Origin of the sequence: Pseudophaeobacter sp. 1A16562 (assembly GCF_041008785.1) — a bacterium.
GTDB lineage: Bacteria > Pseudomonadota > Alphaproteobacteria > Rhodobacterales > Rhodobacteraceae > Phycobacter > Phycobacter gallaeciensis_A.
The window spans coordinates 329,778-355,493 of the sequence record NZ_JAXGFT010000004.1; the positions used below are offsets into that span (position 1 = coordinate 329,778).

Here is a 25,716-nt window from a genome sequence, read left to right on the forward strand (position 1 = left end):
ATGCCATAGTTCACCCCATGCTTGTTCTCGCTTAGGTCCGTAGGGCAGGGCCTTGGCGCGGACCGATGCAACGGGTATGACCAAGGGTGAAACAGCCCGGCAACCGGGCGCGGCCGGGGAGGGGATGACCTTTGCAGCAATATCACGACGCCTTGCGCCACATTCTGGAGAACGGCACGCGCAGCAGTGACCGCACCGGCACCGGGACACTGTCCTGTTTCGGCATGCAGGCGCGCTATCCGCTGGCCGATGGGTTCCCGCTGGTCACCACCAAGAAGCTGCACCTGCGCTCGATCATTCACGAACTTTTGTGGTTTCTCTCCGGGGATACCAACATCGGCTACCTGAAGGACAACGGGGTGTCGATCTGGGATGAATGGGCGGATGAGAATGGCGATCTGGGGCCGGTCTACGGCTATCAGTGGCGCCGGTTCCCGCGTCTGGATCTGGTGCCCGGAACCACGGGGGACGAAGCCCTCTATCGCGCGGGCAGCGTCGATCAGATCGCGGATCTGGTGCAGATGATCGAAACCTCGCCCGACAGCCGCCGCCTGATCGTGTCAGCCTGGAACCCGGGCGATGTGCCGGATATGGCACTGCCGCCGTGCCATACCCTGTGGCAGGTGCGGATCTTGGGCGGCAAGCTGCATCTGCAGCTTTATCAGCGCTCGGCGGACATGTTCCTCGGTGTGCCGTTCAATATCGCCTCTTACGCGCTGTTGCAGGCGATGCTGGCGCATGTGACGGGCTATGAGGTTGGTGATTTCATTCACACCATGGGCGATGCGCATATCTATGCAAACCACATGGATCAGGTGCAGGAACAGCTGTCGCGCACGCCGAAACCCCTGCCGCAGCTGCGGATCAAGCGGGATGTGCAATCGATCTTCGACTTCCGTTTCGAGGATTTCGAGTTTTTGAATTACGATCCGGATCCGGGCATCAAGGCGCCGGTCGCGGTTTAAGGGAGAGCGGCACAGATGATTACACTGATCGCAGCCCGCGCCCGGGATGGCGCCATCGGCAAGGACAATACGATCCCCTGGCACGCGCCTGAGGATCTGAAGGCGTTTCAGAGGGAAACATTGGGCGGCGCCATCGTCATGGGGCGCCGGACCTGGGACAGCCTGCCGTTCAAGCCACTGAAAAACCGCCTGAATATCGTGGTGTCATCAGATCCCGCCGCAGCGGATACCGTCTGCGCCTCGATCGGGGAGGCCATCGATATGGCCTATGCACAGGGATACCGGCGCGTCTATGGCATCGGTGGCGCCGGGATCTATGCTGCGATGATGGGGCTGGCTGATCGCCTGCTGATCACCGAAGTCGATGTTGCCGTCGAAGGCGCTGATACGTTCTTCCCCAATTTCAGCGAGGCGGATTGGAACCCCATCGGAACCACCGCCTTACGGGCGGCAGATCCGGCCTGCGCTTTGGTGGAGTACCTCAGACGATAAGATGGCCTGGTGAGGTGTCGCGTGGATCGGCGTGCCTGTGCGCGCCGCCTCACCCCCGTCAGAGTTCGGTGATTTCACCGGCCATCTGTCGGCCATCGCGACCTTCAGTCAACTCGTAACCGACTTTCATATTGTCAGAGAGTCCCTTTAATCCGGAACGTTCGACCTGAGAGATGTGAACAAAGACATCCTTGCCGCCTGTGTCGGGTTCGATAAATCCGTAACCCTTTGTGTTATTGAACCATTTCACGGTGCCACTTGGCATGTTCCGTGTCTCCTTCTACCTTATACGCGCCCCGGATATTGCCAAGGCGTTCACAATTGCCTTTCTTCGGCGCCGGACAATGCTGCGTGAGGAGCTATACGGCATCCGAAAAATGTCTAGGCAAGTCCGACTGTTACATGCGTGAACAAAAAATCAAGACCAGACCTCAAAATCTTCCGTAAATTACGGGAAACGATCCAAAGCGAAAGAGAATGATACGATGCAGCTTTTTGGACTGAAGAACTGTGATACTTGCCGTAAGGCACTGAAACTCTTGCCAGAGGCTACACTGGTGGATGTCAGGGCCGATGGCGTGCCGGATGATGTTCTGGAGCGCGCCTATGCTGAATTTGAAGGCAAACTGGTCAATACGCGCTCAACCACATGGCGGGGGCTCAGCGACGCTGAACGGGAAACCCCGGCGCTTGATCTGCTGCGCGCACATCCGGCGCTGATGAAACGGCCCCTGATCGAAGATGACGGCAAGCTGTACCTTGGCTGGGACAAGAGCGTTCAGCAGGCCCTTCTGCCCGAATAAGGTAACGAAAAACGCCATCCCCGTTTTTGGCGGGGATGGCGGGAATGACGCGTGACGATTTCGGTTGAGATCAGGCCGGATCGGTCGCAGCGAATTTGCGGCGCAGCACTGCATCAAGCGACAGGGCGCCGGCACCTTTGATCACCAGTACGCTGAGCAGGAAGACCCACAGCAGACGTTGATCCAGGATGATGCCGTCCGGGAAGCGGTCGAACCAGGCGCCAAGTGTTTTCGGATCGGTGCCGTTGTGACCGTAGATATCGGTCAGGGACTGCACCACGACAAAGCCAATCATGCCAAGCGCGGCAAGACGGGTGAACAGGCCGATGATCAGCAGCAGCGGCAGGATGAATTCGGCCCAGGTGCCCGCCATGACGACCAGCCAGTGGAACGCGCCCAGCTGCGAAACGTCATAGCCGACGGCTTCGAACTGCTTCGGGAAGATCTGCGCATAGGCCCCCATGGAGGGGCTGAACAGACCGAGGACGCCGTCGCCCAGTTTGGTGACGCCGGAGACCCAGAAATACATCAGCAGGGTTGCAGCAAAGACGAAACGGGTGAGGGCAGGCAACAGCCAGCTGCCCGCGGTTTCGATGGAGCCGAAGACCGCGTTGTGGAGCGAAACAACAGAACGCATTGGTTTTCCTTTATGTCATGAGATCATCAGATCGGTCAGGCCGCCGCCCTCTAATAATAGGGCCAGCGGTTGGGAGAGGTCGAAATCGGGGCTCGCTTGCAGAGCAAGCTCGTAGGCTGCCCCGATGCTTTGCCCCTGTATCAGGGCGTCGATCCAATCGGCGCCGCCAGGGTGCAGCGGTTGTGCGATGGGATCGAATTTGGGCCGGGTAATCAGCACGTCCTGCGCCTCGGCCCGGGGTTTGGGGGCGCCGGGCTGCGTGGCGAAACGCCAGATGTCATATAGCGGCCAGTCGGAGCGCAGCAGTTCCACCGCCGGGGCAATTCCCACCTTCAGTGACATCAGCACATCAGGGGACATCCCGGCCAGCGCATCCCGTGCGGCGGGCGTTGCGTCGGCTGCGTGGTAGGAGCGGCGCATCGCAAGTTCGAGACGGGCCACATCGGGCAAGTAGCCCAGATGGTTCAGCTGCTGCATCCCGGCCAGAAAATCAGGGAAATCGCCGCCGAAATGCATCATCAGGGGCGAGGCGGGCGGGTGCTTGCGAAAGTAAAGCCCGGCAAGCCCGTCCATGTTCTCCTTGCCCAAAAGGCCCGCGATCGCCGGGAAACCTTCGTGCAGGGCTTCTGTCAGAGAGGCCGCCACATTGTTGCGGTAGACCGAAAACCGGCGACCAGCCGGACGGCCAACACCATCCGACAGCCCATCCGGAATCGGGACATCCGGCGCCAGCAAGGCGCTGACAAAACCTGTTTGAGACAGTTTCATCTCGCCACCTGTGTCGGGGCAACTTTCGACAGGGCCTGATCCGCACGCATTGCTTCGTTCCGCAGAATAGGCCAGTCCGGCACATCAGTGTCCCATTCGATCAGAACAGGTTTGGGACCGGATTTGGCCAAGGTGTAGTCGAGCAGAGACCAGACAGGGTCCACAACCTCGCGCCCGTGGCTGTCGATCAGCAGTGGCGCGCCGTGATCGTCTTCATCTTCGTCGTGCCCGCCCAGATGGATTTCGCCGACCTTATCGAGCGCGAAGGCGTCGATATATCCGGTGGGCGAGAACCCGAGATTGGTCGCCGAGACAAAGACGTTGTTGACGTCCAGCAGCAGACCGCAGCCAGTACGGCGGCTGATTTCGGCCAGAAATTCCGGCTCGGACCAGTCGCTTTCGTCAAAGGCGAGATAGCTGGAGGGATTTTCCAGCAGCATGCTGCGGCCGATGGTGGTTTGCAGCTGGTCGATGTGATCACAGATCCGGTCTAGCGTCTCTGTGGTATAGGGCAGGGGGAGCAGATCGTTCAGGAAATGGCTGTCATGGGTGGACCACGCGAGATGCTCAGAGAAGCTCGCCGGGTTCAGCCAGTTGACCAGCTTTTTCAACCGCGCAAGGTGGTCACGGTCCAGCGGCGCTTCACCGCCAATCGACAGGCCCACGCCGTGCACGGAAATGGCAAACCGTTCGGCCAGATGACGCAGCTGCGCGATAGGGCGTCCGCCGTCGCCCATGTAATTCTCGGCATGGATTTCCAGCCAGCGCACTGGTCCGGGGCCGTGTTCATCCGTCACAGACCGGATCAGGGCGTCAAAATGCTGCGGCTTGTACCCCACGCCGGGGGTCGTCGGCAGTTGGTTGGGAAGTACGGCGTCCAGCATGGCGTGTCCTGCTCGTCTGGTCGTGGCTTGGGGCGGGGCGAAAATGTGAAGGGCGGGCAGGCGCGCGCCCTTCACGAAATCAATTATTATGCGGGCAGGTCGCGTTCCAGCGGCTCAAGCGAGCCTTTGCGCGCGGTGCCGTCTGCCATTTCCGGCAGTTCGATTTCGGCGCAGGTGCCTGCGTCGACCAGGGTCCAGGCGTTGCCCTGATAGTCAACGACCGAGCTGCCCGCGCAGGTGGTGCCGGGGCCGGCGGCGCAATCGTTCTGGCCGGCCAGGGAGATGCCGTAGCACTTTTCCTTGCTCTGCGCAGCGGCAGGCATGGTGGTTGCAGCGGTCAGGGCAGCGGCAACCGCGCTGGCGACGGCGAGGGATTTTGCGTGGTTCGACATATGAAGTCCTCCTCAACGGGTTTTGCGGTATATCGAGTATACCCTTGGGGTACGTGAAAACCCTAACCCAGGTCCGAAGGTCTTTAAATTCACGAGGCTGTGTGTCACGCGGGCGTCAGGAAGTGTGACAGTCTGGTGGCGCTTAACCATCTGATTGTGAACGTTAATCAACTATAAAATGAAAACCGACCCCCGATTGGGAGCCGGTTTTTGATAGCGGTAGCTGCAATTGTTACAGCAGATCCGGCGGCGTGGCCTCAAGGCCCAACGATTTTGTTACATCGGCGAGGGTTTCGACCTTGGTCTGTTTTTCACCGAGGCGCCGCACGGAAACGGTGCGCTCTTCCACCTCGCGGTGGCCGACCGCCAGAATCACCGGCACCTTGCCCAGCGAGTGTTCACGGACCTTGTAGTTGATCTTCTCGTTGCGGATGTCCGCCTCGGCGCGCACGCCTGCGGCCTTCAGCGTTTCCACGACTTCTGCAACGTAATCATCGGCTTCCGAGGTGATGGAAGCGACAACCACCTGACGGGGTGCCAGCCAGAACGGCAGCTTGCCCGCGTGTTCCTCGATCAGGATGCCGATGAAACGTTCGAAGGAGCCGAGCGTTGCGCGGTGCAGCATGAAGGGACGGTGCTTGGCGCCGTCCTGACCCACATAGGTCGCTTCGAGGCGTTCGGGCAGGTTGGGGTCCACCTGAAGCGTACCGCACTGCCAGTTCCGGCCGATGGCATCGGTCAGGGTGAATTCCAACTTGGGACCATAAAAGGCGCCTTCGCCTTCGAGGATTTCGAAATCATAGCCGGCCGCCTTGCAGGCATCGCCAAGCGCCTTTTCCACGAAGTCCCAGCTTTCGTCGCTGCCGATGCGTTTCTCGGGGCGGGTCGACAGTTTGATGGTCCAGTCGTGGAAGCCAAGGTCGGCGTAGATCTTCGACAGGAAGTCGATGAAACGCGCAGTTTCGCTTTCGATCTGATCCTCAGTGCAGAAGATGTGGCCATCGTCCTGGGTAAAGCCGCGCACCCGCATGATGCCGTGCAGCGCCCCAGAGGGTTCATAGCGCGCACAGGAGCCGAACTCGGCCATGCGCAGCGGCAGGTCGCGGTAGGATTTCAGACCCTGGTTGAACACCTGCACGTGGCAGGGGCAGTTCATCGGTTTCAGCGCGTTTACGGCCTTTTCCCGGGCATGGTCCTCGTCCACTTCGACGATGAACATGTTTTCCTGGTACTTGTCCCAGTGGCCCGAGGCTTCCCACAGTTTGCGGTCAACGACCTGCGGCGTGTTAACCTCGACATAGCCGCCGCGTTCCTGCTGACGGCGCATATAGTCCTGCAGGGTGGTGTAAACCTTCCAGCCATTGGGGTGCCAGAACACCTGACCGGGGGCCTCTTCCTGCATGTGAAAGAGGTCCATTTCTCGACCCAGTTTGCGGTGGTCGCGCTTGGCAGCTTCCTCAAGCATGGTGAGGTAGGCTTTCAGCTTTTCCTTGCCGGTGAAGGCGACGCCATAGATCCGCTGCAGCATGGCGCGGTCGCTGTCGCCGCGCCAATAGGCGCCCGCGATGGACATCAGCTTGAAGGCATCGCCCGGCACCTGTCCGGTGTGCTGCAGGTGCGGACCCCGACACAGATCCTGCCAGTGGCCGTGCCAGTACATGCGCAGCGGCTCGTCGCCGGGAATGGCGTCGATCAGCTCGACCTTGTAAGGCTCGTTGTTGGCTTCATAGAATTTCACCGCACGTTCGCGGTCCCAGACCTCGGTGGTCACGGGTTCGCGCTTGTTGATGATTTCCTTCATCTTCTTTTCGATGGCGCCAAGGTCTTCGGGGGTGAAGGGTTCGGCGCGGTCGAAATCGTAATACCAGCCGTTTTCGATCACCGGGCCGATGGTGACCTTGGTCTCGGGCCAGATTTCCTGCACCGCGCGGGCCATGATATGCGCCAGATCGTGACGGATCAGCTCATTCGCCTGCTCTTCGTCCTTCATGGTGTGCAGGGCGATGGAGGCGTCGGCATTGATCGGCCATTGCAGATCCCAATGCTTGCCATCGACAGTGGCCGAAATTGCTTTCTTGGCCAGCGAGGTCGAAATATCGGCAGCCACTTCGGCAGGGGTTACGCCTGCGTCATAGGATCGTGAATTGCCATCAGGAAGGGTGAGAGAGATCTGGGCCATATCGGCTGCTCCTCGTCGGTTTGGCGCCCACTGAACGCCCGGTTGCGGGTTATGGTGTGTGTGCCCCTTTTTGACCGAGGCGCTGGCGCTGTCAACCACTGCAGTCTGTCTTGGCCTCACCTTGAGTAAAGAGGAAGAAGCCACAGCATATTGGTTTTCTTTCCATTCTTGCCTTTTGATGGGCGCGGGGTCACGATCCCCGGGTGTTTTGCCCGATTGCCCGATTAGAAAGAGCACCATGCATAGTTTTGAAGAGATATTGGACTTGGCGGCGGATCGCCATGGCGGCCCCGAGGCAATTGCGGCCATGCTGCCGACGATCCGCCCCAAGGCGGAGGTGGCAGAGATCCCGGACGCTATCTGGCTGCAGACCATGGCGATGCGGATCTTTTCGACCGGCATGAACACAAAGATGATTGAGGCCAAAGAGGACGATATCGTTGCCGCCTTCGAGGGGTTCGAGGTGGGGCGCGTGGCACTGATGTCCGATGAATGGTTTGATGCGCTGTTGCAGGACAAGCGGATCATTCGCAACGCCCCGAAACTGCGCGCCATTCAGGAAAACGCGGTTTTCATTCAAGAGGTCTCGGCAGAGGCGGGTGGTTTTGGCCGCAAGATCGCCGATTGGCCGGATGACCGGTTTGGGGAACTGCTGTTGTGGCTCAAATCCGAAGGGTCCCGGTTGGGCGGCACCACCGGCGGCTATGTCCTGCGGCAGATAGGGCGCGATGGCTATGTTTTCACCAAAGACGTGGTCACCCGTCTTGTTGCCGAAGGGGTGATATCGGGCCCGCCGGGATCAAGAAAGGCCATGCTGGCGGCGCAAGAGGCATTCAATACATGGCAGGCGCAGTCGGGGCGGCCTCTGGCAGAGATTTCCCGCATTCTCGCGCTCAGCATATAGGCTCGCCCGCCGACGGATTGCTGGTTTTGCATATGGCGCCACGACATGGCAGAGGATTGGCGAAAGACATGACAGAAGGACACGCGAGATGACGGCCAACTATCTGGAAACGCCCCAAGGGCGGCGCATCGCCTATCACAAGACTGATGGCGTTGGGCCGGTGATCGTATTCCTTGGCGGGCTAAAGTCCGACATGGAGGGCACCAAGGCCATCCATCTGGAGGCCTGGGCGCAGGCGCAGGGGCGCGCCTTTTTGCGGTTTGACTATTCCGGCCACGGGGAAAGCTCGGAAACGTTTGAGGATGGCTGCATTGGCGATTGGCACGAAGACACGCTGGCGGCTATTGCGGCACTGACCGAAGGGCCCATCGTGCCGGTCGGCTCTTCCATGGGCGGCTGGCAGGCGCTGCTTCTGGCGCGCGCCGTACCCGAACGCATCGCCGGGATGGTCACCATAGCTGCCGCGCCGGATTTCACCGAGGATGGATACTGGGCGAGTTTCACCGATGCGCAGAAGGCCGAACTCGACGCGCAGGGTTATGTGGAGCTGCCCAGTGATTACATGGAACCCTACCGCATTTCCCAACGAATGATCGAGGATGGGCGCACCCGTCTGGTCCTGCGAAGCCCGCTGGCGCTGCCTTTTCCGGTGCGCTGCCTGCAAGGCACGGCCGATACGGCTGTCTCCACCGAGACCGCGCTGCGGCTGCTGGATCACGCGGAATGCGAAGACATGCGGCTGACATTGGTCAAGGACGCAGACCACCGGTTTTCCGATGAGGCCTGTCTGGGCCTGATCGAGGCGGCGCTGGAAGAGGTGCTTGGCGCTTCATGATACGGCGCGGGGCAAAATGGCTGGTCCGCGCCGGGTTGGCCCTGTCGGCCGCCGGGGCGGCGCTCTGGGCCTTTGGGCCTTATGAGCCGGTGAACCTTTCAGCCTCCTTCGAGCCGCGCCGCTTTGGTGAAGGGGTGGGGGTCTATTTCGAGACCGTCGAAAGCGCCTATTCCGATATCACGCCCGGTGCGGAAAAACGGGTGATCTGGGCCGGGCAGCCCGAAGTGCGTACGCCGCTGTCGGTGGTCTATATCCACGGCTTCTCTGCCACCTCCGAGGAAATCCGCCCGGTGCCGGATCGGGTTGCGGCGGCGCTGGGTGCGAACCTTGTCTATACCCGGCTGGCGGGCCACGGGCGCCCCGGCGCGGCGATGGCCGAACCAACGGTCAACGATTGGATGCAGGACGTGGCCGAGGCTCTGGCGGCGGCGCGCGCGGTCGGCGATCGGGTGGTGGTGATCGCCACCTCAACAGGGGCGACGTTGATGACCGCCGCGGCGCTTGATCCGGCGCTCTCGCAGGATCTGGTGGGGCTCGCAATGATTTCCCCGAACTACGGCGTCAATCATCCGGCAGCGCCGCTACTAACCTGGCCCGCTGCGCGCTATTGGCTGCCGCTACTGGTAGGGAAAGAACGCAATTTTCCGGCGCGCAGCCCGGAACATGGTCGGTTCTGGACCACCTCTTACCCATCCGTGGCGGCGATGCCGATGGCGGCGCTGGTGCGCGCGGTGATGGCGTTGCCCGTGGAGAAGGCGCAGATTCCGGCGCTGTTCTGGTATTCCCTGCAGGACCGCGTGGTCCGCCCGGATTTGACCACTGGAGTGGCGGCGCGCTGGGGCGGGCCGGTCGAGGTGAAGAACCACACGCCCGGTCCTGGTGATGATCCCTATGCGCATGTCATGGCCGGGGATATCATGTCGCCGGGCCAAACCGAGGCCGCCGTTGAGGATATCCTGTCCTGGCTGGCCGATCTGGAGGTGAAGTGATGGAACAGAGGATTAGCCTGATCACCCTGGGGGTGCCGGATATGGAGGTGGCGACGTCCTTTTACGAGGCGCTGGGCTGGCAAAGGGCGCAAAGCCCGGATGGGGTTGTTGCCTTCGATCTGATTTCGCAGACGCTGGGCCTTTATCCGATTGAAAAACTGGCCGAGGATATCGGTCTGCCGGTAGAGGCGCTGGGGACCGGGGCGATGACGCTCAGCCACAACACCCGCAGCGCCCAAGAGGTGGACGTGCTGATGGAGGCCGCAAGAACTGCGGGGGCAGAGGTGCTGCGCCCCGCGGGCGAGGCGTTCTGGGGCGGATACATCGGGTACTTCCGCGCGCCGGATGGCCATATCTGGGAAATCGCCCATAATCCGTTTTCGCCCCTGTCTGAAGATGGCGCCTTTCGCTGGAATGGATTTCCCGAGGCGGATTGATCTCTAATTGACCTCTAACTTCTTGCAATTTCATAAAACTCTCTACAAAGTTGCAGTATGAGACCTGTGTGACCTTGCGGCAGACTGCAGGGCGCAGAACAGCGAGGCACCGCAGATGCAATACACCACCTCCCCGGATGCTTTGGCCCAGCTTGGATCAGAACCGCTGGTGCTGCTGCCCGGGATGATGTGCGATGCGCGCGTCTTTGCAGCGCAGATCGAGGCGCTTTCGGCCTATCTGCCGGTCACGGTGGCGCCACTGCTGGGCGGTGACCGGATTGAGGCGATTGCCGCGCACATCCTGAACATGCTGCCCGAACGGTTTGCCTTGGCCGGGCTGTCCATGGGCGGGATTATCGCGCTTGAGATCCTGCGCCGTGCGCCGGATCGGGTCAGCCGCCTGTGCCTGATGGACACGACGCCTCTGGCGGAAACTCCGGCGCAGGCCGCCGAACGGGAGCCGATGATCGTGGCGGCCCGCACCGGACGGCTGGAAGAGATGCTCGCCAAGGCCCTGCCTGCGGATTGCCTGGCGCCCGGACCGGGGCGGCTGGAAGTTCTGAACACGGTGCGGCAGATGGGGGTGCATCTGGGCAGCGATCTGTTCGTCGCGCAAAGCCGGGCTTTGCAGCGCCGCATGGATCAGCAGGGCGTGGCCCGGCGCTGTCATGTCCCGACGCTGATCCTGTGCGGCGAATATGATCGCCTGACGCCCGTCAAACGGCATGAATTTCTCGCCGACCTGATCCCGCATGCAGAGCTGGAGGTGATCTCTGGGGCAGGGCACCTGCCGGTGCTGGAGCAGCCCGAAGCGGTGAACCGGGCACTGCTGCACTGGTTGTCGCGCGCGCCGGACGCGGCCCATCAGGCCTGATCCCGGTTTCCTGGCAGGGTGCCGATGTAGCGGGAGGGGGTCTTCAGCCCTGTGTCAGCGCGTCCCGGTCTGCCTTGCTCAGCACGATTGGCTCGCTCACCGGGCGGCCTGTTTCGATGTCAAAGAAAGGCGTTTCCGTCCACTTGCCAGATAGGCGCGCGGTGATCATGCGGCGGAACAGGGCATAGACCATCGTCCCGGCGCCCTTGGTGCGGGGCGGTCTGCCGGGCTGGGGTTCAAAGGCGCGGGTGCGGATCTTGCCGAATATCTCGGGTTGGTCGAACAGATTGGTACGCATCCCGGCGAAGGGCAGGCCGGGTTTCGCAAGCGTGTTGGCGAAGGGCATGCCGCAGCAGCCTGCGTACCAGCGAAACAACCCCTTGGGGCTGAGCCGCATCAGGCGCAGCTCTTCCGCGCCTTGGGTGATGTGGATGCCATCCGGCGACATCTGGAAGAGCGCCACCGGACCCGGGGCAGGATCCGGCCTGTGGTGATAGAGCTCGTTGGCACGGCAATCGGCGCAGAAACAGGCGATATGGGTTCCGGACTTCAGTGCCTCTGGCGTGATGTATCCCTGCATTGTCCCGCAAGAACAGGAGAAGGCGCGGCCTGAATGGTCCTGCTCTGACGCCATCGGATCAGACCGCTGCGATCTTGGGTTTGCTCCGCTTTGCCTTACCCTTTGGACGGCTGTTGGCATTCATGAATTCTATCACCAAGGGCCGGATGTTGTTGCGCCAGCTGCGGCCCGCAAAGATCCCGTAGTGACCGGCGCCCGGTTCCACATGACTGGCCTTTTTCGAATCCGGCAGGCCGGTGCAAAGGTCCAGCGCCGCGATACATTGCCCGGGGGCGGAGATATCGTCATTGGCACCTTCGACGGTCTTGACCGCCACATCGGTGATCTTGCCGATATCGACCTTGTGACCATCGACGACGAATTCGTTCTTGGCGATCTCGCCTTTCTTGAACACGCGGTCCACGGTCGACAGGTAGAATTCCGCAGTCATGTCCATCACCGCCAGATATTCGTCATAGAACCGGTTATGGGCGTCGTGATCAGAGGCTTCGCCACTGCTGACCCGCTGGATCTGATCCATGAAGGCCTTGGAATGGCGGTCCATGTTCATCGACATGAAGGACGAGAGTTGCAACAGGCCCGGATAGACCTTGCGGCCGACGCCTGCGTATTTGAAACCGACCCGCTGGATCATGGTCTCCTCAAGCTGGCCCATGGTGACGCGGCGGCCGAAATCTGTGACTTCGGTCGGCGTTGCATCCGGGTCCACCGGTCCACCGATCAGGGTCAGGGAGGACGGCTGCGCTTCGGGGTCCTGCTCGGCCAAGTAGGCGGTGGCGGCGAGGGTCAGCGGGGCGGGCTGGCAGACGGCGATGACATGGGTTTCAGGACCCATCTCGCGCATGAAATCCACCAGATAAAGGGTGTAATCCTCGATGTCGAACTTGCCAGCGGAGACCGGGATGTCCCGGGCGTTGTGCCAGTCGGTGACATAGACCTCGCAGTTTTCCACCAGGCTTTTGACGGTCGAGCGCAGCAGGGTTGCGTAGTGTCCGGACATTGGCGCCACCAGCAGCACCTTGCGCGGCTGCACTTCGCGGCCGACGACACGGAAGTGGATCAGATCGCCAAAGGGGCGCTCCAGAACCGTGTCGATTTCGACGGTATGGTCCTTGCCGTCTTCACAGGTGAAGGTGCCGATGCCCCAGTCGGGCCGGGCAACCATGCGCTGAAAGGTGCGCTCCGTGACCTCACCCCATGCGGCCAGCCAGTTGAGCGCCGGATTGGGGATCGCGGAAAACGCCGGATAGGATGCCATCGACAATGCGGTCGCCCCCAGCCACTGGTTCATGTTCCGGGTCGTTTCCATCAGGTCGTAGGACATCATGTAGCGCATGGGTGTCTCCTTTAGGTGTCCGCCCTGCAACCCATTATCATAAATCATGGGCGGATTAAGTGCAGAGATTAGAACTTGCTGTCACTTTCTCGTAGACTACCTGAGCAAGTATTCTGCATAGCAGAAAGATTAGGGGGGATTCCTTAAGATGACAACAAGTGACGTGCAGGGTGCCGGAACTTCTCCAGAACACATTGATCGACTTAAGGAAAATTTAGAAAAGGTAGAACATCTGTCGAAACGGCTGGTCGAGGTGATGGCAAGCAAGAAGCCGCATCATCCCGGACTGGACGGTCCGAATCAGGAATTGTTCGCACGTGCAGCAACGTCTTACTGGGCTTCTATGCTGCAAAACCCGGCAAAGCTGCTGGAACATCAGATCGAATACTGGGGCAAATCGGTGCTGAATTTCGCCGAGGCCCAGCAGGCGCTGGCCGGGCAACAGGACGGGGAAGGCGACGATGCACCCTCGGACCGCCGCTTCACCAACCCGATGTGGGACAAGAACCCCTATTTCCGCTTTATCAAACAGCAGTACATGACCAATGCCGCCGCTATCCGCGAGGCTGTTGACGAGGCGGGCGATCTGGACCGGGTTGACCGGCAGCGGCTGTCCTATTTCGCGGACCAGATCATTCACATGATGGCGCCGACCAATTTCCTGCCCACCAATCCGGATGCGCTGGAGCGGGCTTTGGAGACCGAGGGCCAGTCGCTGATCAAGGGGCTGGAAAATCTGGTCGCAGATCTCGAAGCCAATGATGGCGAGCTAGTGGTCCGGCTGGCGGATGATACCGCCTTTGAAATTGGCCGCAATCTGGCCACCACCCCGGGTGAAGTCGTCTATCGCAACCGCATGATGGAGCTGATCCAGTACCGCCCGACCACGGATACGGTGCATGAAACGCCGATCCTGCTGTTCCCGCCCTGGATCAACAAGTTCTACATTCTCGACCTCAAGGCGCAGAACAGCCTGATCAAATGGGTCACCGATCAGGGCTATACCTTGTTCGTGGTCTCTTGGGTCAATCCGGATGCCTCTTATTCGGATGTGGGGCTTGAGGATTATGTGCAGGACGGTTTCCTGACCGCGATCGAGCAGGTGAAGGAGATCTGCAAGGTCAAACAGATCAACGCCGTCGGATATTGCATCGCTGGCACAACGCTGGGTCTGACCCTGTCTCTGCTGAAACAGCGCGGCGACAAATCGGTGAAATCGGCGACCTTCTTTACCGCGTTGACCGATTTTGACGATCAGGGGGAATTCACGCCCTTCCTGCAAAACGATTTCGTGGATGCCATCGAGGAGCAGATCGGCGACGATGGCATGCTGCCCTCCTATATCATGGCGCGGACCTTCTCTTTCCTGCGCGCCAATGACCTGGTCTACGGGCCGGCGATCCGCAGTTATATGATGGGAGAGACGCCTCCTGCCTTTGATCTGCTCTACTGGAACGGCGATGGCGCCAACCTGCCGGGCAAGATGGCGATCCAATATCTGCGTGGGCTATGTCAGGGAAACCAGTTTGCCAAAGACGGTTTCGAGTTGCTCGGGCACAAGCTGCAGCTCAAGGATGTCGACATTCCGCTGATGGCCGTCACGTGCGAAACGGATCACATCGCCCGCTGGAAGGACTGCTACCGAGGCGTTCAGCAGATGGGATCGCGCAGCAAGAATTTCATCGTATCGCAATCCGGCCATATCGCGGGCATCGTGAACCCGCCCACCCGCAACAAGTATGGTCACTATACCAATGACGATCTGAAACTGGATGCCGCTGCCTGGATGGAAGGCGCAACCTTCCATGAAGGGTCCTGGTGGCCGCGCTGGGAAGCCTGGCTGAAAAAGCGTTCCGGCAAGCAGGTTCCAGCCCGCGAACCGGGTGATTCGACCCATCCGCCACTGGTGCAGGCCCCCGGCGACTATGTGCGCAAGATGGTAAAGTCCTGATATTGCTGCGGTTCCCATAATTTTTCTGCATTGCAGCAAAAAATTCTTGAAATGCTGCGATGCAGAAAGCATATTGTTGTCAGACACAGCGGGCGGGCATCTCCCTGCCACGGCAACGAGAGGAACTAGTACGATGGCTAAGACCCAAGATTTTACCGCGATGATGAAAGACATGATGGGCGCATTCCCCATGGACACCAAGGCCATGGAAGACGCCTTCAAGAGCTCTGCTGCTCTGAATGAAAAGCTGGCCGCCGTTGCGATCGGTGCTGCCGAGCAGTCCGCCGAGATTTCGACCAAATGGACCAAAGACACCCTGTCCAAGATGGGCGCGATGTCCAAAGTCCAGGCCGAGCCTGCCGACTATGCCAAAGCCGCAACCGATTTCGCCAGCGCCTCTGCTGAAGTGGCTGCCGAAAACATGGCTGCCTTTGCCGAAGTCGCCAAGAAAGCACAGACGGATACCGTCGAGCTGCTGATGGCCGCAGGCAAGGATATGAGCGAAGAAGCGACTGCCGCCGTGAAAAAGGCCACCGAAGAGGTGACCACCGCAGCCAAGAAAGCTGCAACCAAATAAGAAAGTCCACAAGACGGCACCAGCTCTCCTCCCAATCAGTGCCGGATTGTGATGAAAGGGCAGGCCACGCGGGCCTGCCCTTTTTATATTGTGGAACGGTCTTTTCGGACTGTTGCTTTTGTGGCCGCCCGATGCAGGCTGTCAGAAGGTGGCCATCGAATAACAACGGTATCGCGGTGTCCAGCCACACAGGCGCCGCAGCTTTTCTGCGCACATCTGCTGGTCCAGCGTCGGCCCCTCGGCCCAGGCCCCGTATTTACACAGAACGTGTTTGAGCGTGCGCACCATATACCCGCCCGCATGATCCGTCTGCTGCGCGATATGGGCGACGATGTCCGATGCCGCGACGCCGCTTTGGGCGCAGGCGTTGAATTCCCCCGTCAGATCGGGACGCTCCAACAGGATGCGATAGGCCACCGCCAGATCGTAACGATGCACCAGCGGCCAGCGGGTATTTAAATTGCCCCAGATTTCGATCGGCTGGTCGCTGCGGGCTGCTGTCAGGTAGCGTTCGAAGACGCCGCCGCCGTCTTCATGATAGACCATCCCGGGGTGGATTACGGCGCCTGAAACCCCCTTCGCCTGCAGTACTGTCCGGCTTTGTTCTGTCATCCAGGCGAAACTGGCAATCGGCCGTTTGGGCGAAGCTTCATCGGCAATACGGTTGCCGGTTGCGCCATAGAGCCAGCAACCGCCCGTATAGATCAATCTCAGCGGGGTGCCCCGATCCGCGGCATGATCAAGGATCGCCTCTATGGCGCGTTCGTCGGTCTCTCCCATGTCTTGATCAAAGGTCGCGGCGGCCTGCACAACGGCATCGACCTCTTTCACCACGGGCGCCCATGCCTCAGGCTGCCGCAGGTCACCGGGCAGGGGGCTACCGCCAAGGGCGGCGATCTTCTGCGCGCTGGCCTCTGATCTGGCCAGACCGATTACCTGATGGCCCCGGCCGACCAGTTCACGCGTGATGGCGGTTCCGATTGATCCTGTCGCGCCAAGCAACAATACCCGCATGTTTCGTCCTTCGGTCTGAAACTGATTGTGAGGTCTGGGGTAAAATCTCAAGTATACTTGAGGTCAAGGCGGTTTTCTTGATGTGAAGACAGTTTTGACCGGTGGTTCACAAAGGCGGATCAGAGAGACAGGAAGAACAATTGTTTTCCAAAGCGGCGCGAGGCTTTTCTTTTGTTCTGCGCTCGCATAGGGTTTCTGCAATGCATCATGTCTGGGGAGGTATGACCATGGCGGAACAGGAAAAACCCCTGCTTATCAAACGCTACGCCAGCCGTCGGCTGTATAACACGGAGACCAGCGACTACGTCACGCTGGAGGATATTGCTGGGTTTATCCGGGATGGACGCGAGGTCCAGATCGTCGACCTGAAAACGGGGGACGACCTGACACGCCAGTATCTGCTGCAGATCATTGCAGAACACGAAAGCCGCGGCGAAAACGTGCTGCCGGTGAATGTGCTGAATGATCTGGTCCGCAGCTATATGGTGCCAGGCGGCGGGGTAATGCCGCAGTTCCTGCAGACCTCATTCGACATGCTGCGCGACAGCCAGTCAAAGATGATGGAAAACATGTCGGCGATGAACCCGATGGCCACCATGCCGGGGTTCGAAGCGATGAAGGTTCAGCAGGAGGCTTTCCTCAAGGCAATGACCGGTGGCCTGTCCGGCGGCTGGAGCGGCGGCAGCGGCCCGGAACCGGAAGGCGCGAAATCGGATGCTGATGGCGAAGAAGATCTGGAATCGATCAAGCGCCAGCTGAGCGAATTGCAGGACAAGCTGTCGAAGATAAAGTGACGGACGCACGAAAAAGCGTCTGATCGGATGAAAGAGAAAAACCCGGGGCAAGCCCGGGTTTTTTCGTATCTTGGGTCAGGCTTTACTGCGCGATAAGTCGGCAAGGGGCGGCAGGCTCCCGCCCGATCCCGGACACCCCATTGTGGGGATCCGGATCCGTTGGGCCCGGCGGAGCAGACCGCAGGGCCGGTTCAGGCGGCGACCCGTTCCATGGTTTCGCTGGCGGCAGTGAGCAGGATGTCGACGATCACGTCCAGCTCATCCTTGGTGAGGCGGACCGGAAGGCGCACGTCGCAGGCTTTCATCAGCATGGCGCGGGTCTGCGGCAGCTCGGGCAGGTCCTTGAGGAACTGCCAGTTCCAGAAGGCGCGGGCGTTGTCCTCGGAGAGGCCGAAGACCTGCACCTTGACGCCTTTTTCCGCGGCGGATTTGGAGAAGGCCCTGATGTCGTCCTCGGTCATGCCAACCAGATTGAACTGGATCGAATCCGGGGCGCGCTGTTCGGGCGCCAGCGGGGCGGGTACATCAAAATAGGGCGAGGCGTTCAGCCGTCCGGCGACGTAATCGTGATTCTTCAGACCGTCGCGGACCCGGCGGGCCAGTTCCGGGATCTGCGGGCGGATGACGGCAGCGGACAGGTTGCTCATCCGGAGGTTATAAAGCGGCAGCTGGTTCTGCCACTTGGCAAAGGACTGCGCCAGATCCGGGGTGTTTTCGCCGCGGGGGCCTTTGTGCTTTTGCCAGTTGTGCTCATAAGCGCCGGACATGATGACCGCGCGGGCCACCAGTTCGGCATCATCGGTGATCAGAATACCGCCTTCACCGGCGTTGAGCATCTTGTAGGACTGGAAGGAGAAGCAGCCGACCCGGCCGATGGTGCCGATGTTCTGACCGTTCCAGGTGGTGCCAAGCGAATGCGCCGCATCTTCGATCACCGGAATGCCGCGCGCATCGCAAAGCGCCATGATCGCGTCCATATCCGAGGTGTGACCGCGCATGTGGCTGATGATGACGGCCGCGATATCCTGATCCAGACGGGCCTCAAAATCGGCCATGTCGATGCGGTAGTTCTCGCCAACTTCGCAGAGCACGGGAACGCAGTCGGCATGTACCACCGAAGAGGGCACCGCGGCGAAGGTGAAGCCGGGGATCAGGACGCGGGCATCGCGCGGCAGGTCCAGCGCCTTCAGCGACAGGAACAGCGCAGCCGAGCAGGAAGAGACGGCGAGGGCATATTTGCAGCCAATGAGTTCCGCGAATTCCTGTTCCAGCAGGGCAACAGGGGCATCCTGGGGCGCGGTATAGCGAAACAGATCGCCGGATTGCATCAGCGCATCAATGGCTTCGCGGGCTGCTGCGGGGATCGGTTCGGCGTCGTGAACATTCGGTGGCTGCGTCATATTTCAATTTCCCAAATGGATCATTTCATAAATCTAAAACAATGGGCGCGCAAAGCCAAGGCCGACGGTGCATTTCCCGGCGCAAGGGTGAAAATTTCACAGAACTGTTGCGAAGGCGCGCAGAGCGACAACGGCCAGAAGGCACGGGGTGCGTTCTGGCCGTCGGTCCCGGCAGGGGATGGTAAAAGGGGAGGGGATCAGAGCCGGATCAAATACCAAGCCGGTCGCGCAGCGCGTACCAGGTCATGGCGAGGGCCAGCAGCGGTGAGCGCATGCGCGGCCCACCGGGGAAGGCCGGGGCGGGAACCCGTGCCATAGTATCAAAGCCTTCGGCCTGCCCCTGAATGGCAAGCGCCATCAATTGCCCGGCGTGGGTGGCGGTGCCGACCCCATGGCCAGAATAGCCGGAGGCCGACAGGACATTTGGCGCCAGTCGTGCCAGATAGGGCATCCGTTTCATGGTGATGCCCAGCGTGCCGCCCCAGGCGTAATCGACGCGGACGTCGCTCAGATGCGGAAAGATCTGATGCATCGGCTTGCGTACCACGGCTTCGATATCGGCGGGGAAGCGATAGCCATAGCTTTCGCCGCCGCCGAACAGCAGCCGCTTGTCATGGCTGAGGCGGAAATAGTTGACCACGAATTTGCTGTCCGCCACCGCGACGTCGCGGGTCAGCACTTGATTGGCGCGATCCCCCAAAGGCTCGGTTGCGACGATGAAATTATTGATCGGCATGACCTTGGCCGCGACCTGACGGTTGAGTCCGCCAAGATAGCCGTTGCAGGCCAGGATCAGGTGGTCTGCCGTGACTGTGCCTTCGGCGGTGCGCACAGTGACCTCGGCGCCTTCGGTGATCTCCAGCGCCTCACTCTGCTCGTATATCTTGGCGCCTGCGGCCTCGGCTGCGCGGGCGAGGCCAAGCGCATAGTTCAGCGGGTGCAGATGCCCGGCGCCATGATCCAGAAAGCCTCCCTTGTAATCGGGCGAAGGGCAAAGCTTGAGGCATGCGTCGTCGTTCAGAACTTCGATCTGATCGTAGCCGTACCAATCCTGCAGGTGGCGCGCATAGTCGTGCAGATGCGACACCTCACTGCATGAGGAGCCGGTCCACGCCACGCCGGGTTTCAGGTGGCAGTCGATATCGTGCCGGGCGATCAGGGATTTGACCAGATCCTTGGCCTCTTCCCCCAGCCGCCAGAGCTTCAGGGCCTCGGCTTCGCCCATGAAGCTTTCAAGATCTTCCTGATCCATCCGCTGTCCGCTGCCGAGCTGCCCGCCATTGCGCCCGGAGGCGCCAAAGCCGACGCGGTGAGCGTCGAGAAGCGCAACCTCCATGCCTGCCTCCGCCAGATGCAGCGCGGCGGACAGGCCGGTGTAGCCCGCGCCGACGATGCAGACATCGGCCCGTATATCCCCGCGCAGGGCGTCATAGGGCTTTTGCTCTGTTGCCGTCGCATTGTACCAGCTGGCAGGGTACTGTCCCTTGCGGTCGTTGGAATAAAGCAGGTTCAAAGCCATAGATTACCTCGTGCGGGCGGGCGCGCCGCAGCAGCGGCACGGTGGTCGGGAAGTGGGCGGGAACGGTTGCTGCCTAGACGTTCAGCAGCAGGTGTTCACGCTCCCAGGGGGAGATCACCTGCAGGAATTCCTCGTATTCGCTGCGTTTGACGATGCCATAGACGCGCGCGAACTCAGGGCCGAGGATTTCGTGCAGTTCAGTGGCCGTATCGAACAGATCCAGGGCCTGGCCCATGACCTGCGGAATATCGCCTTCGCCCTCGTATGCATCGCCCTTGAACTGGCGGCGTGGGCGCTCTTCCTGGATCAGGCCAAGATAGCCACAGGCCAGCGACACGGCGATCCCCAGATAGGGATTACAATCCATGCCAGCGAGGCGGTTTTCCACCCGGCGGGCCGAGGGGCTGGACAGCGGTACCCGGATGCCGGTGGTGCGGTTGTCGCGGCCCCATTCCAGATTGATCGGCGCGGCGTGATCCTTCACGTAGCGGCGGTACGAATTCACATAGGGTGCCATCACTGCGATCCCGGCGGGAAGGTGGTTCTGCAGACCGGCGATAAAGTGATAGAAGGCGTCGGTTTCACCGCCTTGCGGTCCGGAGAAGATGTTCTCTCCGGTGGCCTTGTCGATGATCGAATGGTGGATATGCATGGCCGATCCGGGCTCATTCTCGATCGGTTTGGCCATGAAAGTGGCGAAACAGTCGTGGCGCAGCGCGGCCTCGCGGATCAGGCGTTTGAAGTAGAAGACCTCATCCGCCAGTTTCACCGGATCGCCGTGGCGCAGGTTGATTTCCAGCTGCCCGGCGCCGCCTTCCTGGGTGATGCCGTCGATCTCGAACCCCTGTGCCTCGGCGAAATCGTAGATATCGTCGATCACCGGGCCGAATTCGTCCACGGCCGTCATCGAATAAGCCTGCCGCGCCGCCGCGGGGCGACCCGAACGGCCCATCATCGGTTTGATCTCATGGGCCGGATCCACGTTGCGGGCAACCAGGAAGAACTCCATCTCGGGTGCCACCACCGGCTCCCAGCCCTTGTCGTGGTAAAGTTGCACAACGCGTTTCAGCACGTTGCGGGGCGAGCAGGCAATTGGGTTGCCGTCGCGGTCAAAGGCATCGTGAATGACCTGAAGCGTCCAGTCCCCGGTCCACGGCGCCGCCGTGGCGGTGGTCATGTCGGGATAAAGCGTCATGTCCTTTTCGATGAAGCCATCCTCGTCGGCGGCCTCACCCCAGTCCCCGGTAATGGTCTGGTAAAAGATGCTGTCGGGCAGGTGGAAATATTCCTGCTTGGCGAATTTGGTGGCCGGGACAGCCTTGCCGCGGGCGATGCCCGGCAGATCCGAGATAACGCATTCCACCTCGTCAAGACGACGGCCCTCCAGGTAGGATTTGGCGGCGTCGGGAAGCGTATCGAGCCAGGCGGACATCAGGTCCTCTCTTTCTTCAAAAACTCTGCGAGGAAGGTTGCGATCTTAAGGTTGTCTACGGGGGTGCTGAGGCCTGCGGCTGCGCGCTCCAGAATGGGGTCCGGCACTACGCCGCGGCCGCGTTTCTCGATCAGGCCCTGTACAAAACTGTTGGAGAATTCGGGGTGGGGCTGCACGGTCCAGATGTGGTCACCGTAGGCCAGGATTCCGTTTTCGCAGAAATCGTTGCCGGCCAGCACCCGGGCGCTTTTGGGGCGGGTCACAACCTGATCCTGATGCCAGGCGTTCAGGGTCACCGGCTGGCCGTCCTGTTCATAGGTCACGTGACCCACCGCCCAGCCGCCATCGAATTTGGCGACCTTGCCGCCGAGGGCCTGTGCTATGATCTGATGTCCGAAACAGATCCCTGCCATGGGGCGTTTCGCGGCGTCGATCTTGCGGATCAACTCCTCTAGCGGCGGGATCCAGTCGTGGTCTTCATAGGCGCCGTGTTTTGATCCGGTGATGATCCATCCGTCCGCCGCATCGGGACCGTCCGGGAACACCCCATCAACGACGGCCCAGGTCTGGAATTCAAAACCGTGCCCGGCCAGCAGGTCGCAGAACATCTGGTCGTAATCACCTGAGCTGTCGATCAGGTCGTCCGGGGCATGGCCGGTTTGCAGAATGCCGATTTTCATGGGTCACCAAATTTGATCAAATTTATTGTAGCCGAGCCATAAAGGCCAGGCAAGGGATCATACCGCTTCGAGCCAGGACAGCCAGTGGTTCTCTTTAGGGCGGCGGGCGAATTCCTCCAGTTCCTGCCGTTTTGTCATCACCAGATTGCGGATCGCGGTTTTTGGCAGGATGCGGGCGATGATGGGATCGCTCTCGAACAGGTCGATTGCTTCCTGCCATGTCGCGGCAAGCTGCGGCAGGCCCTTGATGTCATAGATATTCCCACTCGAGGGGGCAGGCGGCTGCATTGCGTCCTCGATCCCGACAAGGGCCGCACCCAGCACCGTTGCCAGCATCAGGTAGGGGTTGATGTCCCCGCCTGCGGCGCGGTGTTCGATCCGGCGCGCCTTGGGGCTGCCGCCGGGAATGCGGATTGCGGCAGTACGGTTTTCATAGGCCCAGGCCGCGCTGGTCGGTGCATGGGCGCCGGGGATCAGCCGGTCATAGGAATTGCCGTGGGGCGCAAAGATCAGGGTGCTGGCAGGCATGGCGGCCAGACAACCAGCCACCGCGTTCAGGAGCAGCTCGGACCCGGCGTCGGTGCCATTGTCGAAAATGTTGTTTCCGGCTTCGTCCACCACCGAGAAATGCACGTGCATGCCATTGCCGGCTTCCTCGGCATAGGGTTTCGCCATGAAGGTCGCCGCAAACCCGTGTTTGCGTGCCAGACCTTTGATCAAGGCCTTGAACAGCCAGGCATCGTCGGCGCAGCGCATGGCATCCTGATGGTCAAGGTTGATCTCGAACTGGCCGAGGCCGGCCTCGGAAATGGCGTCCTTGGCGGGAATGCCCATCGCCTCGGCGCCCTCGTAGACATCGGAAAAGAAGGCGTCAAAGGCGTCGAGCTCGGCCACCGACAGAACCGATTGCTGGTCCAGCTCGCGTCCGGTGAGCGGATCAATCGGCGGGCCGGGTTGGGCGCCGCCATCATCCACAAGGTTGAATTCCATCTCGGTGGCGGCAACCACACTCCATCCCCGTGCCGCATAGCGCTGCAGAACGTGGGCCAGAACCTGACGGGGGTCGCCCATGAACGGCGTTCCATCCTCAAGCATCATGGTCATCGGAACCAGGGCGGACGGCGTGCTGAGCCAGGGCATGGGCACGGCGCCCCGGTCCGTGGGCAGCAGGATGCCATCGGCATCGCCGGTCTCGAACACAAGCGGGCTGTCTTCGATGTCGCGACCCCAGATATCCACGTTGAGCACCGAGACCGGCATGCGCGCGGTGCCATCATCCAGCTTATGTGCTGCGCTTGCGGGCATGCGCTTGCCGCGCATCTGTCCGTTCATGTCACAGGCGGCAATGCGGACGGTTCTGAGGCCGGACAGGTCCATGGGGGGCTCCATTGTTTCTGACCATAGTTCTACCCGAGCCGCGTAAAGACGCAATCAAAATTTGATCAAAAATTGTCGCAGCCGCGCCTACGCACAAAAAATGGCTCCCGAAGGAGCCATTTTTAAAGTGCTATTCTGTGGCGGCGTTCAGCGGATAAGGCTTGGCCTGAACCGCATTTTGACCCGTCTTTCTTTCGGTACGTGCCGGTTCAGTCTTTTGTTCACAAGGCCAAACAGACCTATGATCAAAAGCGTCAGCAGGATGAAATAGAAGGCCAGGATCGGATAGGGCACAAAGGGGTTGAAGGTCTTGTCCGCAAAGTAATTCGCGTAATAGAGCGCATCGCCCTTTTGCCGCCAGGCCGGGAAGCCGGAGAAGAAGACCAGCGTCGTGGCGTGGAACAGGAAGATTGCCTCATTGGTGTAGGACGGCCAGGCGAGACGCATCATCGTCGGCCACATGATGCGCCGGAACCGGTGCCAGCCCGACAGGCCATAGGCGTCCGCCGCCTCGATATCGCCCTTGGGGATCGATCGCAGCGCACCATAGAAGATCTCGGCGCTATAGGCCGAGGTGTTAAAGAACAACACCACCAGCGCCCCCAACCAGGCCGAGGAGAAGGCATCAAGGATGGGCGAGAAGCCTTTCATTTCCAGGAACAGGAAATAGGCAAAGAAGAACTGGATGAAGAGTGGCGATCCCCGGAAGATGAAGATGAACCACTCTGCCGGTTTGCGCCAGACCGCGGAGGAGGAGTTCTTCGCCACCGCCAGGAGATTGGCAAAGAAGAAGCCGGTAATCACCGCAAGGGTGCCGAAATAGATGTTCCAGATCATCCCTGATCCGATCAGGGTGAAATGTTCGCACAGGGTGAAATCACTGCGCGGCAGCAGGCGTTCCCCGTAACCAAGCGAGCGGAAGGCATAGGCCTGAATGGTCTCGATACAGCTCATTTGGCTTTCCTCTGCGCTTCACCGCCCAGGGTGGCTTGCCCATGCGACAGGCGGGTCGTGATCCGGGCCAGCACCACCTCTGACACCTTGGTAAAGGCGAGGTAGAAGACCAGCAGCGCCAGGAAATACCACATGCGCCAGTCGCCGTGCGGGTAATCGGTGAACTTGGCCGTCTTGGAACCGCCCAGTTCACGCGCCCAGTAGACGATATCCTCGACGCCCAGAAGGAACAGCAGCGGTGTCGCCTTGATCAGCACCATCCATAGGTTCGACAGGCCGGGCAGCGCATAAGTCCACATCTGCGGCACCTGAATGCGCCAGAAGGCCTGCCTGCGTGTCATGCCATAGGCCTCGGCGGTTTCGATCTGCGGTCGTGGCACCGCGTTCATCGCGCCATAGAGCACGTTGGCTGCAAAGGCGCCGAACACGATGGCGAAGGTCACCACCGCAAGGGAGAAGCCATAGACTTCGTGAATCCACTGCGGTGAGGTGCCCAGCGGCATCTTGGCGATGTCGCAGACCAGAAAATCGCTGCCCTGGCGGATCGGTTGATCCCAGTCCGGGCATTTGACCTTGTGGCGCAGCCATTCAATTCCCTGATCCAGCGCGATGACGAAGAATAGGAAGAAGGCAATGTCGGGCACACCGCGCACGATGGCGATGTATCCCTTGCCGAACCAGGACAGGGGCGGGAAGTGAGAGCGGGCTGCGATAGCGCCACCAAAGCCGAACAGGAGCGCCAGCGGCGCAGTGATGGCGAGCAGCAGCAGGACCGTCCCGAAAGCGAGATAAAATCCCATGTGCTTTCCGGTGGTCAGGTAACATGACAGCCACTGGAGGCCCTCCAGGGTGGCCGGGTCTGAGCAATAGGAGAAAATGGCTGACCTCGTCGTCTATGTCACCCACATTCCTCCTGACGGAGCCGGATCATGCGCGCAACGGG

The 25,716-nt window shown here is 60.5% G+C and carries 27 protein-coding genes; 11 read left to right on the top strand and 16 right to left on the bottom strand.

The window, feature by feature from the left end; translation table 11 throughout:
• Nucleotides 1-131 precede the first annotated feature (131 nt).
• Together SM764_RS08015 and SM764_RS08020 are read left to right on the top strand one after the other, a co-directional pair.
• On the top strand, nt 132-965 hold the full coding sequence (locus tag SM764_RS08015; protein WP_369001472.1) for a thymidylate synthase: 834 nt from the start codon (nt 132-134) through the stop codon (nt 963-965).
• A gap of 15 nt (nt 966-980) precedes the next feature.
• Entirely contained in the window at nt 981-1,457 is a 477-nt protein-coding gene (locus tag SM764_RS08020) for a dihydrofolate reductase (RefSeq protein ID WP_274832535.1), read from the top strand.
• A gap of 58 nt (nt 1,458-1,515) precedes the next feature.
• On the opposite strand, the gene SM764_RS08025 is transcribed toward SM764_RS08020, so the two are convergent.
• Nucleotides 1,516-1,722 (bottom strand): cold-shock protein, encoded by a 207-nt coding sequence (locus SM764_RS08025; protein ID WP_065270715.1) that lies wholly within the window; start codon nt 1,720-1,722, stop codon nt 1,516-1,518.
• Nucleotides 1,723-1,942: 220 nt separating this feature from the next.
• Between SM764_RS08025 and SM764_RS08030 the strand changes: the two genes are divergently transcribed.
• Entirely contained in the window at nt 1,943-2,260 is a 318-nt protein-coding gene (locus tag SM764_RS08030; protein WP_274828399.1) for an arsenate reductase family protein, read from the top strand.
• A gap of 70 nt (nt 2,261-2,330) precedes the next feature.
• Here the strand turns inward: SM764_RS08030 and SM764_RS08035 are convergent, their stop codons facing one another.
• The 5 genes from SM764_RS08035 to thrS all read right to left on the bottom strand — a co-directional run bounded on the left by SM764_RS08035 (nt 2,331) and on the right by thrS (nt 7,120).
• Entirely contained in the window at nt 2,331-2,897 is a 567-nt protein-coding gene (locus tag SM764_RS08035; protein WP_369001473.1) for a DoxX family membrane protein, read from the bottom strand.
• A gap of 15 nt (nt 2,898-2,912) precedes the next feature.
• Entirely contained in the window at nt 2,913-3,665 is a 753-nt protein-coding gene (locus SM764_RS08040; protein WP_369001474.1) for an HvfC/BufC family peptide modification chaperone, read from the bottom strand.
• Nucleotides 3,662-4,549: an MNIO family bufferin maturase gene (gene bufB, locus SM764_RS08045; protein ID WP_369001475.1), complete on the bottom strand. Its 888-nt coding sequence runs from the start codon at nt 4,547-4,549 to the stop codon at nt 3,662-3,664. The genes SM764_RS08040 and bufB overlap by 4 nt, the downstream gene beginning before the upstream one ends.
• Before the next feature lie 86 nt (nt 4,550-4,635).
• Nucleotides 4,636-4,941 carry a BufA1 family periplasmic bufferin-type metallophore gene (locus tag SM764_RS08050; RefSeq protein WP_065270710.1) on the bottom strand — a complete coding sequence of 102 codons (306 nt, stop codon included), beginning with the start codon at nt 4,939-4,941 and terminating at the stop codon, nt 4,636-4,638.
• Between the two features lie 232 nt (nt 4,942-5,173).
• A complete protein-coding gene (gene thrS / locus SM764_RS08055) occupies nt 5,174-7,120 on the bottom strand; it encodes a threonine--tRNA ligase (protein ID WP_274839522.1) in 1,947 nt (648 codons plus the stop codon).
• Between the two features lie 238 nt (nt 7,121-7,358).
• Here thrS and SM764_RS08060 point away from each other — a divergent pair, with 238 nt between their 5' ends.
• The 5 genes from SM764_RS08060 (at nt 7,359) to SM764_RS08080 (ending at nt 11,159) form a co-directional block, all read left to right on the top strand.
• Entirely contained in the window at nt 7,359-8,024 is a 666-nt protein-coding gene (locus SM764_RS08060; protein WP_369001476.1) for a DNA-3-methyladenine glycosylase I, read from the top strand.
• 88 nt (nt 8,025-8,112) lie between these two features.
• On the top strand, nt 8,113-8,859 hold the full coding sequence (locus SM764_RS08065; protein ID WP_369001477.1) for an alpha/beta fold hydrolase: 747 nt from the start codon (nt 8,113-8,115) through the stop codon (nt 8,857-8,859).
• Entirely contained in the window at nt 8,856-9,848 is a 993-nt protein-coding gene (locus SM764_RS08070) for an alpha/beta hydrolase (protein ID WP_369001478.1), read from the top strand. Before SM764_RS08065 ends, SM764_RS08070 begins: the two co-directional genes overlap by 4 nt.
• Nucleotides 9,848-10,285, top strand: a complete 438-nt coding sequence (locus SM764_RS08075) for a VOC family protein (RefSeq protein ID WP_369001479.1) — start codon at nt 9,848-9,850, stop codon at nt 10,283-10,285. The genes SM764_RS08070 and SM764_RS08075 overlap by 1 nt, the downstream gene beginning before the upstream one ends.
• A 115-nt stretch (nt 10,286-10,400) precedes the next feature.
• Nucleotides 10,401-11,159, top strand: a complete 759-nt coding sequence (locus tag SM764_RS08080) for an alpha/beta fold hydrolase (protein WP_369001480.1) — start codon at nt 10,401-10,403, stop codon at nt 11,157-11,159.
• A gap of 43 nt (nt 11,160-11,202) precedes the next feature.
• Here the strand turns inward: SM764_RS08080 and SM764_RS08085 are convergent, their stop codons facing one another.
• Nucleotides 11,203-11,793, bottom strand: a complete 591-nt coding sequence (locus tag SM764_RS08085) for a DUF6151 family protein (RefSeq protein WP_369001481.1) — start codon at nt 11,791-11,793, stop codon at nt 11,203-11,205.
• A 4-nt stretch (nt 11,794-11,797) separates the two neighbouring features.
• Nucleotides 11,798-13,075 carry a polyhydroxyalkanoate depolymerase gene (phaZ, locus tag SM764_RS08090; RefSeq protein WP_065270700.1) on the bottom strand — a complete coding sequence of 426 codons (1,278 nt, stop codon included), beginning with the start codon at nt 13,073-13,075 and terminating at the stop codon, nt 11,798-11,800.
• A 148-nt stretch (nt 13,076-13,223) separates the two neighbouring features.
• On the opposite strand from phaZ, the gene SM764_RS08095 reads away from it, so the two are divergent.
• Complete coding sequence (locus SM764_RS08095; RefSeq protein WP_065270699.1) at nt 13,224-15,026, top strand: PHA/PHB synthase family protein; 1,803 nt, start codon at nt 13,224-13,226, stop codon at nt 15,024-15,026.
• 133 nt (nt 15,027-15,159) lie between these two features.
• On the top strand, nt 15,160-15,603 hold the full coding sequence (locus SM764_RS08100) for a phasin, PhaP (RefSeq protein ID WP_065270698.1): 444 nt from the start codon (nt 15,160-15,162) through the stop codon (nt 15,601-15,603).
• Nucleotides 15,604-15,744: 141 nt separating this feature from the next.
• On the opposite strand, the gene SM764_RS08105 is transcribed toward SM764_RS08100, so the two are convergent.
• The gene (locus SM764_RS08105; protein WP_369001482.1) at nt 15,745-16,617 is read right to left on the bottom strand and encodes an NAD-dependent epimerase/dehydratase family protein; all 873 of its coding nucleotides are present in this window, start codon (nt 16,615-16,617) and stop codon (nt 15,745-15,747) included.
• 227 nt (nt 16,618-16,844) lie between these two features.
• Here SM764_RS08105 and phaR point away from each other — a divergent pair, with 227 nt between their 5' ends.
• Entirely contained in the window at nt 16,845-17,411 is a 567-nt protein-coding gene (gene phaR / locus SM764_RS08110) for a polyhydroxyalkanoate synthesis repressor PhaR (RefSeq protein WP_065273509.1), read from the top strand.
• Nucleotides 17,412-17,602: 191 nt separating this feature from the next.
• On the opposite strand, the gene SM764_RS08115 is transcribed toward phaR, so the two are convergent.
• From SM764_RS08115 to SM764_RS08145, 7 genes are all read right to left on the bottom strand, one after another.
• Nucleotides 17,603-18,811, bottom strand: a complete 1,209-nt coding sequence (locus SM764_RS08115; RefSeq protein ID WP_369001483.1) for a DegT/DnrJ/EryC1/StrS family aminotransferase — start codon at nt 18,809-18,811, stop codon at nt 17,603-17,605.
• A 208-nt stretch (nt 18,812-19,019) separates the two neighbouring features.
• Nucleotides 19,020-20,330: an NAD(P)/FAD-dependent oxidoreductase gene (locus SM764_RS08120; RefSeq protein ID WP_065270695.1), complete on the bottom strand. Its 1,311-nt coding sequence runs from the start codon at nt 20,328-20,330 to the stop codon at nt 19,020-19,022.
• Between the two features lie 73 nt (nt 20,331-20,403).
• Complete coding sequence (locus SM764_RS08125; RefSeq protein ID WP_065270694.1) at nt 20,404-21,762, bottom strand: glutamine synthetase family protein; 1,359 nt, start codon at nt 21,760-21,762, stop codon at nt 20,404-20,406.
• Nucleotides 21,762-22,442, bottom strand: coding sequence for a type 1 glutamine amidotransferase (locus SM764_RS08130; protein ID WP_369001484.1), 681 nt, complete (start codon nt 22,440-22,442; stop codon nt 21,762-21,764). Before SM764_RS08130 ends, SM764_RS08125 begins: the two co-directional genes overlap by 1 nt.
• A 57-nt stretch (nt 22,443-22,499) precedes the next feature.
• Entirely contained in the window at nt 22,500-23,819 is a 1,320-nt protein-coding gene (locus SM764_RS08135; protein ID WP_369001485.1) for a glutamine synthetase family protein, read from the bottom strand.
• 147 nt (nt 23,820-23,966) lie between these two features.
• Nucleotides 23,967-24,773 carry an ABC transporter permease gene (locus tag SM764_RS08140; protein WP_369001486.1) on the bottom strand — a complete coding sequence of 269 codons (807 nt, stop codon included), beginning with the start codon at nt 24,771-24,773 and terminating at the stop codon, nt 23,967-23,969.
• The gene (locus SM764_RS08145) at nt 24,770-25,651 is read right to left on the bottom strand and encodes an ABC transporter permease (RefSeq protein ID WP_368947116.1); all 882 of its coding nucleotides are present in this window, start codon (nt 25,649-25,651) and stop codon (nt 24,770-24,772) included. Before SM764_RS08145 ends, SM764_RS08140 begins: the two co-directional genes overlap by 4 nt.
• Nucleotides 25,652-25,716: the final 65 nt, after the last annotated feature.